At 36.9% G+C, this 13,890-nt stretch carries 9 protein-coding genes; all 9 read left to right on the plus strand.

The window, feature by feature from the left end; genetic code table 11:
* Positions 1-222 precede the first annotated feature (222 nt).
* Positions 223-2,640: a glycerol-3-phosphate 1-O-acyltransferase PlsB gene (gene plsB, locus ACGH47_RS10920; protein ID WP_411623405.1), complete on the plus strand. Its 2,418-nt coding sequence runs from the start codon at positions 223-225 to the stop codon at positions 2,638-2,640.
* 373 nt (positions 2,641-3,013) lie between these two features.
* Positions 3,014-6,082 (plus strand): formate dehydrogenase-N subunit alpha, encoded by a 3,069-nt coding sequence (gene fdnG, locus ACGH47_RS10925; protein WP_411623406.1) that lies wholly within the window; start codon positions 3,014-3,016, stop codon positions 6,080-6,082.
* A 15-nt stretch (positions 6,083-6,097) separates the two neighbouring features.
* Positions 6,098-7,072, plus strand: a complete 975-nt coding sequence (fdxH, locus tag ACGH47_RS10930) for a formate dehydrogenase subunit beta (RefSeq protein ID WP_411623407.1) — start codon at positions 6,098-6,100, stop codon at positions 7,070-7,072.
* Complete coding sequence (locus ACGH47_RS10935) at positions 7,065-7,763, plus strand: formate dehydrogenase subunit gamma (RefSeq protein ID WP_411623408.1); 699 nt, start codon at positions 7,065-7,067, stop codon at positions 7,761-7,763. The genes fdxH and ACGH47_RS10935 overlap by 8 nt, the downstream gene beginning before the upstream one ends.
* Positions 7,764-7,866: 103 nt before the next feature.
* The gene (fdhE, locus tag ACGH47_RS10940; RefSeq protein ID WP_411597418.1) at positions 7,867-8,775 is read left to right on the plus strand and encodes a formate dehydrogenase accessory protein FdhE; all 909 of its coding nucleotides are present in this window, start codon (positions 7,867-7,869) and stop codon (positions 8,773-8,775) included.
* A gap of 279 nt (positions 8,776-9,054) precedes the next feature.
* Positions 9,055-10,014 (plus strand): ABC transporter substrate-binding protein, encoded by a 960-nt coding sequence (locus ACGH47_RS10945; protein ID WP_411623409.1) that lies wholly within the window; start codon positions 9,055-9,057, stop codon positions 10,012-10,014.
* Positions 10,015-10,304: 290 nt separating this feature from the next.
* Positions 10,305-11,279 (plus strand): ABC transporter substrate-binding protein, encoded by a 975-nt coding sequence (locus ACGH47_RS10950; protein WP_267349559.1) that lies wholly within the window; start codon positions 10,305-10,307, stop codon positions 11,277-11,279.
* 59 nt (positions 11,280-11,338) lie between these two features.
* Positions 11,339-12,292 carry an ABC transporter permease gene (locus ACGH47_RS10955; RefSeq protein ID WP_267360713.1) on the plus strand — a complete coding sequence of 318 codons (954 nt, stop codon included), beginning with the start codon at positions 11,339-11,341 and terminating at the stop codon, positions 12,290-12,292.
* Entirely contained in the window at positions 12,285-13,079 is a 795-nt protein-coding gene (locus ACGH47_RS10960; RefSeq protein ID WP_267349556.1) for an ABC transporter ATP-binding protein, read from the plus strand. Before ACGH47_RS10955 ends, ACGH47_RS10960 begins: the two co-directional genes overlap by 8 nt.
* The last annotated feature ends 811 nt before the right edge of the window (positions 13,080-13,890 follow it).

The raw sequence follows: 13,890 nt of genomic DNA on the forward strand, positions 1-13,890 counted from the left end.
CGTTATAAATAGAGTTATTTAACTCAAACTATATCGACGAAAGATTGTGCAAATTAGCTAACGTTTAAATGATAACAAGTATATACTTAGTGTTTTCTCTCTTATTTAAACAATAAGAGAGATTCACTATTATGATTTAAATACTAATTTCTGTATTAGCTTGATTAAGTATATTTCATTATTTAAGCCTATAATTAGCGAAATACGATGAGGTTTATTTTTATGTTTTCGTGGTGGACTAAAGTTTCTTTTTCACTAATCCAAATCCCAATTAAATTATTTGTTAAAAGTAAACCTATACCAGCAGATCCTGTTTCTGAATTAGGTCTTGATACTAATAAACCCATATTATATGTTTTGCCCTATAATTCTAAGATTGATCTTATGGTTGTTCGTTCTTTATGTTCCAAGTTCGGCTTACCTGATCCGCTAGAAGGCATCGATATTAATGGTAATATGGTTCCTTCATATATTTTTATTGATAAAGGCCCAGGTATTTTTGCCTCTAATCAACAAAAAACAAAAGCAATCGACATTTTAAGAGAATATATTTCTGCTCATCAAGAAAATCCCGAGTTGGATATTCAAATGTTACCGGTTTCGGTGATGTTCGGACGCAGTCCAGATAAAGAAGGCAAAAAAAGCCCTTCTCTACAAGTGCTGGGAGCAACTTATAAATTATATAAAATCATTGTTTCAGGTCGAGATTGCTATACCCGTTTTTCAAGAACCGTGTCATTAAAAAATATTGAAATCAATAATCAACAAAATATTTCGGTCTTAGCCCATAAGCTTGCTCGTGTTGCACGTATTCATTTTACCAAACAAAGAATGGCATCAGTGGGTCCTAAACTGCCTGTACGGCAACAAATGCTGAATAAATTATTAACTAATCCTAGCCTTTCTGATGCAATTCAAGAAGAAGCCAAAAGCAAAAATATTAGTCTTGATAAAGCGAAAAAAAATGCACTGGCAATGTTAAACGAAATTGCCGCTAATTTTTCTTATCGAATGCTAAGAATTACCGATATTGTTTTAACTTGGGCATGGAATAGACTTTACCAAGGTTTAAAAGTAACCAATGCCGATCCAGTTCGGGAACTGGCGCAAAATGGACATGAAATTGTTTATGCACCGTGTCATCGCAGTCACATGGATTATCTTTTATTATCTTATGTTCTTTATCGACAAGGATTAGTACCACCTCATATTGCTGCTGGTATCAACTTGAACTTCTGGCCTGCTGGTCCGATTTTTAGACGACTAGGTGCCTTCTTTATTCGTCGTTCGTTTAGAGGAAATAAACTTTATACTTCCGTTTTTCGTGAATATTTAGCTGAGTTATTTATTCGAGGCTATGCTGTTGAATATTTTATCGAAGGTGGGCGTTCACGTACCGGTAGATTGCTCGATCCGAAAACAGGCATGCTCATGATGACCATTCAAACGTTATTGCGTGGCGATGCAAGACCTATCACCGTTGTACCGGTTTATATTGGTTATGAACACGTTTTAGAAGTGGCGACTTATGCCAATGAATTACGCGGAGCAAAAAAAGAAAAAGAGAGTTTATGGCGTACGATAAAAGCCTTTTTAAAATTAAAAAAATTAGGTTTTGGCTATGTTAATTTTGGTCAACCTATCCCACTGAACCAATTTTTAAATCAACAAATACCAGAATGGCGTGATGCAATTGAACCAACAGGCACCGCTCGCCCAAATTGGTTGACACCCACTACCAATGTTCTGGCAAAACAGATCATGGAGCGTATCAATGCCTCAGCAGCTATTAACGCCATGAATTTATGTTGCTCTATCTTATTGGCAGCGGATCAACGGGCATTAACTAAAGTTAAACTCATAGAACATATTAATTATCTTCTTACATTATTAAAAAATATTCCTTATTCTGATTTGATAACGATTCCCGCTCAAAGCGCAGATGAACTATTTGAACATGCTAAACAGATGGGTAAATTTGTTATCACAACCGATGAGGCTGGCGAAATTGTCGGTTTAACCACTGAACAAGCGGTTTTAATGACTTATTATCGTAATAATATTCAACATTTGCTGATCATTCCTGCAATCGTTGCCAGAATTCTTGTGAAGAATAATCGCATCTCCTCAGAAGCGGTTTTAGAACAGGTAAAATTGCTTTTCCCATTAATTAAATCTGAACTGTTTTTATATCATAATGAAGCGCAGTTAGTTGAATATGTAAACCAAATTATCGCCACCTATTGTGACTTAAATTTAATTAGTTGTACGTCAGATAAATTAGTGCTCAATTATGCAAAAATGTCGGGGTTACAATTAATTGCTTCGTCATCAAAAGATACCTTACAACGTTATGCGATTGCTTTTTCGCTTTTGCAAAAAGACCCTTCAATTAGTCGAGCTAATTTAGAAAAAGAAGGTCGATTAATTGCGGAAAGATTATCGGTATTACATGGAATCAATGCGCCAGAATTTTTTGATAAAGGGGTCTTTTCAACACTGGTTGCATCACTACGAGAACAAGGTTATCTGGATGATCAAGATAGTGCCAGTTTTCAAAAAATTGAAAACATGAATAATATCTTAAAACCTCTCATTACACATCGAGTCTTGCAAACAATTGAGGAAATTAATCCTTAATCACGAATTGGTATCGATAGAGTTTGTCCTTTTATCAGTGGCAAGCTCTATCAATATTGTTGAATATAGCAAAATCCACAATACCAATCGATTCACTTGATAGCTTGTATATTGATAATAATTTTAAGTTTTGTTAGGATGAGCTTTACGCAATTATTGCAAAGTGCTGTTAACAATTTTAGATAAAATTTAATAAAAATTATCGGATCTTTTCTTCTGATTTTTTGATCAAAGTCAAATTTTAACCATTGATATCTGTTTTTTCCTTTATTTCTAATTAATAAACGATTATTATGAATTATTATCCAATAGGGATATTAGTACCTACCAATATTATAAATTAAAATGTAATGTCAGCTTTTAAGGAGTTCATATGCTATTTAACCGTAGACAGTTCTTTAAGATCTGCGCTGGTGGCATGGCAGGAACAACAGTTGCCACGCTTGGACTTGCTCCCAATGTGGCGCTCGCACAAACTCGCCAATTCAAATTATTAAAATCGAAAGAAACCCGCAATAACTGTACCTACTGTTCGGTTGGCTGTGGAATGTTACTTTATAGTCGAGGAGATGGGGCTAAAAATGCCGAATCTTCCATTTTTCATGTAGAAGGCGATCCTGATCATCCGGTTAGTCGTGGCTCACTCTGCCCAAAAGGTGCTGGGGTGCTAGACTATATCAAAAGTGAACAACGTGTTAAATATCCCGAATATCGTGCTCCTGGCTCTGATCAATGGCAACGTATCAGTTGGGATGAAGCGATTGATCGTATTGCTCGATTGATGAAAGAAGACCGAGATAAAAACTTTATCGAAAAAAATGAACTAGGTACAACCGTGAATCGCTGGACATCAACCGGTTGGTTGGTCACTTCAGCTGCGAGTAATGAAACGGGTTGGTTAGCGTTCAAAATAGCTCGCTCATTAGGTATGCTAAGTCTTGAAACTCAAGCAAGGGTTTGTCATGGCCCGTCGGTATCTAGTCTTGCAGCAACGTATGGGCGTGGTGCGATGACAAATAACTGGAATGACATTAAAAATGCCAATGTCGTCATCGTTATGGGTGGAAATGCCGCTGAAGCTCATCCGGTTGGTTTTAAGTGGGCGATTGAAGCTAAAATCACAAATGGCGCTGAACTTATCGCTATTGATCCTCGTTTTCACCGCACGGCTTCGGTTGCCGATAAATATGTTCCGATTCGTGCAGGTTCGGATATTGCCTTCTTACTAGGTATTATTAATTATCTCATTACCCATAACGAAGTTAATTTTGAATATTTAGTCACACACAGTAACGCTAGCTTAATTGTGAGTGATGACTTTAATTTTGATGAAAATAGTGGTTTATTTAGTGGCTATAATGCTGATAATCGCCAATATGATCAAGCCAGTTGGACATATCAAAAAGATGAAAAGGGTTATGCACTTCGAGATAAAACACTCACGCATCCACGCTGTGTTTGGAATCTGTTAAAACAACATGTAAGTCGATATACACCAGAAATGGTAAACAAAGTTACCGGAAGCCCGATAGACGGATTTTTACATGTTTGTCGCTCTCTTGCCAGTACGAAAACCAATGACCGAGCAGCAACATTTTTATATGCTTTAGGTTGGACACAACATACTTATGGTACTCAAATTATTCGTACTGCTGCCATGATTCAACTTATTTTAGGTAATGTGGGTGTCATGGGTGGGGGAATTAATGCCTTACGTGGACACTCAAATATTCAAGGTTTAACCGATGTCGGACTCTTATCCAATCGTTTACCTGCATATTTGGACTTACCTAAAGACTCGCAAGTTTCGCTTGAACAGTATCTGGATGAAAAAACCCCTAAACCGTTAGGCGCCAATGAGGTGAACTTCTGGGGTAACTATCCCAAATTCTTTATCAGTTTTATGAAAGCGATGTATGGTGATAAAGCGACTAAAGACAATCAGTGGGGATTTGATTGGTTACCTAAATGGGATAAAACTTACGATATCTTACGCTTTAGTAAAATGATGCGTGACGGTCAAGCCAATGGCTTTATTTGTCAAGGATTCAACCCACTCGCTGCCTTACCTGATAAAAATAGTATTCGTGAAGGTTTATCTAAACTCAAATTCTTGGTGAGCATTGACCCATTACCCACTGAAACAGCCGAATTTTGGAAAAATCATGGTGAGTCAAACGATGTCGATTCAAGCAAAATTCAAACCGAAGTCTTTCGATTACCGACTAACTGTTTCGCTGAAGAAAACGGTACGATTGTCAATTCATCTCGTTTATTGCAATGGCATTGGGCAGCAGCAAAGCCTCCTTATGAATCGCTATATGACCCCGAAATCATTTCACGTATCTTTCTAAGAATCAAAGAACTTTATGCTGAAGAAGGCGGTGCTTATCATGAACCAATTAATAATCTTTCTTGGGATTACCAAGATCCAGAAGGACCAGCAGCAGAAGAATTAGCCCAAGAGTGTAATGGTCGTGCTCTTGCTGACCTTACGGATACCAACGGTAATGTGATTCTGAAAAAAGGTCAATTATTAAGTGGTTTTTCTCAGCTTAAAGATGATGGTACCACCTCTTCAGGTATCTGGATATTCTGTGGTTCGTGGACTGAACAAGGTAATTTAATGGCAAGACGTGATCCAACAGATCCATCTGGTAAAGGTATCCATGCTGGTTGGGCATGGTCATGGCCAATGAATCGACGTGTACTCTATAATCGGGCATCGGCAGATGAACACGGCAATCCATGGGATCCAAACCGAGTATTGATAAAATGGAATGGTTCTCATTGGGATGGCAATGATGTTGCTGACTTTACCGCTACCTTGTCTCCAAGTTCTGGTGCAGGCGCCTTTATTATGAATAACGATGGTTTAGGTGGATTATTCTGCTTAAATCGTCTGGTTGATGGGCCTTTCCCTGAGCACTACGAACCATTTGAAACGCCAATTACCAATAATCCGTTGCATCCAGAACAAATCAATAATCCGGTTGCTCGAGCATTTAAAGAAGATTTAGCGCGTTTAGGTTCAGCAGATGAATTTCCTTATGTGGGAACAACATACAGTATTACAGAGCATTTCCACTTTTGGACACAACACGCAAGATTGGCCTCAATTACGCAACCAGAACAATTTATCGAACTAAGCGAAAATCTTGCCAATAAAAAAGGAATCAAATTAGGCGACACCGTTAAAGTGACTTCGTATCGAGGCTATATAAAAGCGAAAGCGGTAGTAACTAAACGCTTGCCTACGTTAACGGTAGACGGTAAAGAGATCGAAACCATTGGAATCCCAATTGTTTGGGGATTCACTGGACAAACTAAGAAAGGATTTTTGGTCAATGAATTAACCCCTCATTTAGGTGATGCAAATTCACAAACGCCAGAATATAAATCATTCTTAGTTAACATCGAAAAAGTTACCACCGTGGCATAGGCAGGAGGATTAATTATGTCATTACAAACTCAAGATATTATTCGTCGTTCTGCAACTAATGATTTAACGCCTGCGCCGCGAGCACGTGATTATCAACAGGAGGTGGCCAAATTAATTGATGTCACCACCTGTATTGGTTGTAAAGCATGCCAAGTCGCCTGTAGCGAATGGAATGACCTGCGAGCAGAAGTAGGCAATACGATCGGTGTTTACGATAATCCCGCTGATTTGGAGCCTAAAGCATGGACGGTAATGCGCTATTCTGAAGTTGAAATTAACGGAAAATTTGAATGGCTAATTCGCAAAGATGGGTGTATGCACTGTTCTGAGCCTGGCTGTTTAAAATCTTGCCCTTCTGAAGGTGCTATCATTCAATATGCTAACGGAATAGTCGATTTTCAGTCGGAACATTGTATTGGTTGTGGCTATTGTGTAGCAGGTTGTCCGTTTAACATTCCTCGTATCAGTAACGAAGATAATCGAGCCTATAAATGTACCTTATGTGTTGATCGTGTTTCGGTTGGACAAGAGCCGGCTTGCGTTAAAACTTGCCCGACTGGTGCTATTCATTTCGGGACTAAACAAGATATGATTCGACATGCTGAGCACCGAATAGCCGATTTAAAAAAACGGGGGTTTGAACATGCAGGGCTTTATAATCCTCAAGCGGTCAATGGAACGCATGTCATGTATGTATTACATCACGCTGATCAACCCGATCTGTATCACGGTTTGCCAGATGAACCCCATATCAGTGAACTGGTTAGATTCTGGAAAGGCCCTTGGAAACCACTTTCAGCTGCCGCCTTTATTGCTACTTTTGGAGGATTACTTTTCCATTACATGGGCGTCGGTGCAATTGAAGTAGACGAAGAAGATATCGAACAGGAAAAACAAGCGGATAAACAAGCAAGAAAACGATTAGGATTACCTATTTTTGGTCGTAAAAATAGTGCCGACATACCACAAAAGGAGGAACATCATGAATAAAAAAGGAATGATTCTTAGAACACCACTTATTGTACGTTTTTGCCATTGGTGTATGGTGTGTCTTTTCATCTTAACGGCATTATCTGGTTTATCGTTATTTTTTCCGTCCATTAAACTATTTGGGCTTTTTCTTGGAACCCCTCAACTGGTTAGAGCGTTACATCCCCTAATTGGATGCATCGTCTTTATACTGCTGATGTTCATGTTTGTAAAGCTTGCTCATCATAATATCCCTAATAAAAATGATCTGTTATGGATCAAGAATTTTAAACACGTCATCATGGGCAAAGAAGAAGGTATACCCATTGGCAAATATAATGTTGGTCAGAAATTTTTATTTTGGTGTATCATGAGTTTAATCACTGTGTTATTCGTAACCGGTATGATTATGTGGCGAAGATATGTTTCAGATTATTTTTCAATTGAAATTGTTCGTATTGCAATCTTTTTCCACTCGTTTGCAGCTATTTGCTTAATCTTGCTCGCCATTGGTCATGCTTATATGGCTATCTGGGTTAAAGGTTCAATTAAAGGGATGATTACAGGGTATGTATCTCGAGCTTGGGCTCGAAAAAACCACTCTTCATGGTATGAAGAAGAAATGCAAAAAATCTATCAACAGGAACTGGAAGCAGATAAACCTGTAGACATGAAGCGAACAACAAAAGTCGAACAAAAAACAGCTTTATAGTTGTTTCTAAAATATATCTATTTTATCCGCTGATACTTATCAGCGGAATTATCTCAATCACTAAATCGATTATGGATAAAATAATCATGAATGGTAACCAATAATGAGTATAAAAATCATCCCACAAGTCCAGCTTGAAGAACAAAATATCAATTCCGTTATCAGACAAATTCCCTTACTTTTTTATCCTTCTCCAACAACGCTCTATTTGCATCGAGCTAATAGGTTAAAAGAATTAGCAAAAAATAGTCCATTTAGTGATTATCTCTGTTTTTGTGCTCAATTAGCGCAAACGCAAGCAGACTTAGTTAGCCAAAAACCACTAAATAAAGAGCTATTCGAGCCATTAAATAATGATTTACCGCCACTGAGTATAGAAAACTTTTCATTACCCTACTCTTGGCAGGATTATTTAAAGGCGTTATTACAATCATCATCAAATTTAACCGATCAGATTTCAATCGTGATTGAACAACTGGATAAAAATAGTATTGAGCAATTACAAAATAAAGCTTTGCATTTACTTAAAGGCGAATTCCACGCAGTTGATGGCAATGAAGCCGTATTTATTTGGTCTGCACTCTCTGTTTACTATAGCCAGCTAGCTAGCCAAATAAAAGGTAAAGCAGTATCCGAAAATAGTGATAAAAATTGGCTATGTCCCGTTTGTAATAGCATGCCGGTTGCCAGCGTCATTCAACTGGGTGGTCATAATGGACTGCGTTATTTACATTGTAGTTTATGTGAGAGTGAATGGTATGTGCCAAGAGTAAAATGTACCAGCTGTGATAATATGAAAAATATTGAATATTTTTCGCTAGATAGTGAATTGTCAGCGACTAAAACAGAATGTTGTGATGCTTGCCACAGCTACTTAAAAATCTTTGATCAGGATAAAGATCCGCATATTGAAGTTGTTGCTGATGATATTGCCTCTTTAATACTTGATATCAAAACCGAAGAAGAAGGTTTTGCAAAAAGTGGTATCAATCCCTTTGTATTTGCACAATAAGAATTTAGCTTCTAATAAATTTAGAATTAACCTTGAATAGGTAACTGAACAATATTAGCAGCTATTTTTAGCTTTTTTTCATGAAAAGCAGGATAAAAAACCAATAATCTGATTATTATATTCTTAATTTGCTTGAAATTTTAGCGTATTTTTATATTAATCAGATAATGCCTCATCCTTTTAAAAAATAAGAATGACAAAAAAGTCCAATTACACCTTAACATTTTGGTTGAATCAGTTTAGAATAATACTATTGTACTAGTTTGCGAGTTTATTTTTATGAAACGCTTTTTTTTAATCAGTTGTTTGATGTTAATTACCCCTTTTATGTGTATAGCAAATACGGTAAAAAGTGTTGCTATAACAGCAATTGTTGAACATCCATCACTAGATCAAATCCGAGATGGTGTAAAAGATGAATTAACAAGCAGTGGTTATATATTGAATGAAAATTTAACGGTTAAGTACAAAAGCGCCCAAGGCAGTAGCGCGACTGCAGCACAAATTGCTAGACAATTTATCGCCGATAAACCCGATGTTATCGTCGCTATTGCAACACCAAGTGCACAAGCAACAGCCGCAGTAACTAAACAAATCCCACTCGTATTTGCAGGAATTACTGATCCCATTGCCGCAAAGCTAGTTAAAAATTGGGAACCAACCAATACCAATATTACGGGTGTATCTGATTTTCAAGAGATTGGGCCTCAAATCGACTTTATGAAAAAAATTGTCCCGAATGTAAAATCGGTAGGATACATCTACAGTCCAAGTGAAATCAATTCCACTGTGGTAATGAAAAATTTGAAAGCACAACTTGCAGAACAAAATATTTCATTGGTTGCAGTGCCCGCACAACGAACTGCGGATATTTCAACTGCGGCAAATTCATTAAAAGGCAAAGTTGACTTGATTTATACGACAACCGATAACAATGTTGTATCTGCTTATGAATCATTAGTGAAATTTGCTAATGAAAACAAAATTCCTTTATTAGCATCTTTTCCTGATGCAATTGAAAGAGGCGCCGTTGCGGCTTATGGCATGAGTTATTATGATGTTGGTCGTCAATCAGGCAAACTTGTTGTTCGCATTTTGAATGGAGAAAAACCCGGCAGTATTGCGCCAGAAATTGGACAAGCATTACGACTGGTTATCAATATTGAAGCCGCGAAAAAACAAGGCGCAACATTATCGCCTGAAGTTATTCAGTCCGCTTATAAAGTCATTGGTGAATAACATAATCCCATTTATGCTTTGCTGAATCAATCAGCAGAGCATACCCCTATTATCAACAGAACTCGCTTACTCTCGAACGAATGATTATTTTCGTTTTTTTTATCTATAAAAGAAGCAAAATATACCCAATTTTTGTCGATTAAAAGTGCTTTACAAGCACTAATCATAACAGATTGTAATTAAAAATTTACAGCTAAATAAAGTGATATTTCTAGAAAATTATTTAAATATGATTTATAGTAAACACATATTTATCTAAGTTGTAAAAAAATTATTACAAAGGTACCTATATGCGTAATCGTATTTGTAAACTTATTATGCTACTCTGTTTATCAACCCTTACTTTTTCATCGTTTGCTGATACAGCAAAGGAACAAAAGTATGTTGCTATCACAGCCATTGTTGAACATCCTGCATTAGATAATGTTCGAAGAGGGGTGGAAGATGAATTAAAAGATAATGGTTATATCAACGGTGAAAACTTAAAATTACAGTATGCCAGCGCTCAAGGCAGTAGTGCTAATGCTGTTCAAATCGCTAAACAATTTGCTGCTAATAAACCCGATGTGATTGTCGGAATTGCAACACCTAGCTCACAAGCTTTATTAGCGACGACTAAACGTATTCCAATCATTTTCACGGCTGTAACAGATCCCGTTGCCGCAAGATTAACCCCTAGTTGGGAAGCGTCAAAAACCAATGTAACCGGTGTTTCTGATGCACTACCGTTAGATGCGCAAATAGATATGATGTTAAAAATCAAACCAGATGCGAAAAACATTGGTTATGTCTACAGTCCTAGCGAAGTCAATTCAACTATTGTACTTAAACAATTACAATCAGCACTGGAAAAACGTGGTATGCAAATTATCGCAGCTCCAGCTCAACGTACTTCAGATATTTCTACAGCGGCAAGAAGTTTAAAAGGTAAAGTTGATCTGATTTATACCACTACCGATAACAATGTCGTTTCGGCTTACGAATCTTTAGCAAAAGTCGCTAATGAAAGTAAAATACCTTTGTTAGCCTCCGATCCTGACTCAGCCGAACGTGGAGCCATCGCGGCCTTGGGAATGAGTTATTACGATTTAGGACGCCAAGCTGGTAAAATCGTTATCCGCATTCTTAATGGTGAAAAACCTGGCGATATTCCGCCACAAATAGGTAGCATTACACAGTTAACAATCAATAAAAAAGCAGCTGAGCGACAAGGCGTCGTATTATCTGAAGATGTATTGAAATCAGCAACGAAGATTGTTGAATAGTTTTTTAATTTTATCACGATACCGCTAATTTTAGCGGTTAATTTTAATAGGTTTTTTTCATGTCTTTTGAATTTTTAATAGGCTCGCTGGGAATTGGACTTATTTATGCCATTGTGAGCTTAGGTGTTTTTATATCTTTCCGTTTACTCGATTTTCCAGATCTTACAGCCGATGCTAGCTTCCCGTTAGGTGGCGCAGTATGTGGTTTATGTATTTATATTGGTATTGACCCTTGGATTGCCACACTTTTAGGTATGTTTGCGGGGTGTATCGCCGGTAGTTTGACTGGATTGCTGTATGTTAAGCTCAATATTTTGCAATTATTATCCAGTATTATTGTCATGATAGGTTTGTATTCAATCAATTTAAGGATATTAGGGCTTGGACGTTATATTACTCACGAAACAACTGAATATTCAGGATCACCGAATCTTGCGTTATTGGATGCGAAAACTATTTTTTCACCCTTTATTTCAGAAGACTACAGTAACCAATATATTGTTCAATCCGTTATGGTTTTTGGCTTTGTTGTTGTGGTTTGGTTATTGCTACATTTATTTTTAAACACCCAAATGGGATTGGCATTGAGAGCTACCGGTACAAATCAAAGAATGGCTAGATCTCAAGGTGTCCCAACGGGCAGCATCACCATTTTAGGCATGGCTATTTCCAATGGCTTAATCGCATTAGGTGGTTCATTATTTGTGCAAACCCAAGGCAGTGCTGATATTACCATAGGTGTGGGGACAATCGTTATTGGTCTTGCTTCTATTATCATTGGTGAAAGTATCTTCCCAACAAAACGTATATGGGCAATTATGCTGGCAGTTATTCTAGGTGCTATTCTTTATCGTTTATTCATAGCCGTTGCACTTAGTAATGAGTTTTTGCACAAAATAGGCGTAGGCACAGAAGACTTAAATCTTATTACCGCAATATTGGTTGTACTTGCTCTTGTACTACCTAAGCAATTAAAAAAATACTCGAAAAAAAGAGGAAATAAACATGCTTAACGTTGAACAATTGCAATTAACTTTTAACCAAGGTACACCTATTGAAAATCACGTATTACGTGGCTTAAATTTAAATATAAAAGAAGGTGAGTTTGTTACGATTATTGGTAGTAATGGTGCGGGTAAAAGTTCGTTACTTAATATTATTAGCGGAGATTTACTTAGTGACTCGGGGCATGTCATCATCAATGGCAAAGATGTAACGCGTGTTCCTGCCTGGAAAAGAGCAGGAATGGTTGCCAGAGTGTTTCAAGATCCGATGGTGGGAACCTGTGAAAATTTAACCATCGAAGAAAATCTTGCTATTGCTTATAATCGTGGACGTTGTTTTACATTACGCCCTGCACTTAATCGCAAAATTCAGTCCATATTTAAGGAAAAGCTTGCGACTTTAAATTTAGGTCTCGAAAATCGTTTATCCGATATGATGGGGTTACTTTCAGGAGGACAAAGACAAGCAATAAGTTTATTGATGTCGACCTTACAGCCATCTAAAATTTTGTTACTCGATGAACACACCGCTGCACTTGATCCTAAAACAGCTCAATTCGTTCTAGATCTGACTAATGAAATAGTGGGCAAAAACCACTTAACAACCATGATGGTAACACATTCAATGAAACAAGCTCTAGAATACGGAAACAGGACCGTAATGCTTCATCAGGGACAAGTCGTACTTGATGTTTCTGGTGAACAACGTGATAAGATGACAGTAAATGACTTATTAGCTATGTTTGAAAAAACACGCGGTGAAAAAGTTACCGACGATGCCTTACTTTTAGGTTAATATTAACAAACAAGCAATATTCCTTATTAGGAGTATTGCTTTCTCTTTTTGTCTTTCCAATCAAACTCTCCAAACTTTAAGCTTTTTCAATTATTCACACAATGTTATCAAAGCATAAGTTAATCAAAGATCACTTTTTCATATTAATAGATGGTCAATAACAGAGATACCTTAGCTAACACTTTTTTTAAATATTTAATCTACACACATTAACTTCGATTCAATATCTTTCCAATAAAGAGCATAAATTTGACTCATTGTTATTATAGAGAGCACTTAACTAGACTATTGGCTAGATAGGTGTCAAACATTTAATGGAATTTTATAATCAACAGTCTAGTCTAAATAACAGATATGTTATTAGCATCAAACAAATTTATCACTCATTGGGCAGGTTAAATCTACAGATTTATATTTTTCATGTTATGAAAATTGAACTACGACATTACACTGATATAACAATAGATATTTAATGGAATTTTGTAATCGACGACTTAATGTAGATAATAGACATGTTATTAACATCAAACAAACTTATTAATATTTGTAATAAGTATTAGGTAGATCCAATCTGCTGTTTGATATTATTCATGAGATACCGCTTTAAATGGTTTATTAAAAGCGATTAATGAGCTCATTTCAAATCATATCCCGTTCAGTCGTCAGTTTGATTGATTTTAATTTGTTATTCTGTAAATAGCAAAAAAGCCCAGCATCTCTGCTGAGCTCTCGCTCTTATTTAAAAGTCTGGCGGCACCCTACTCTCACATGGGTAATACCCACACTACCATCGGCACTACGGCGTTTCACT

The organism is Gilliamella sp. CG16 (genome assembly GCF_046635785.1).
In the GTDB taxonomy this organism is placed as follows: domain Bacteria; phylum Pseudomonadota; class Gammaproteobacteria; order Enterobacterales; family Orbaceae; genus Gilliamella; species Gilliamella apicola_I.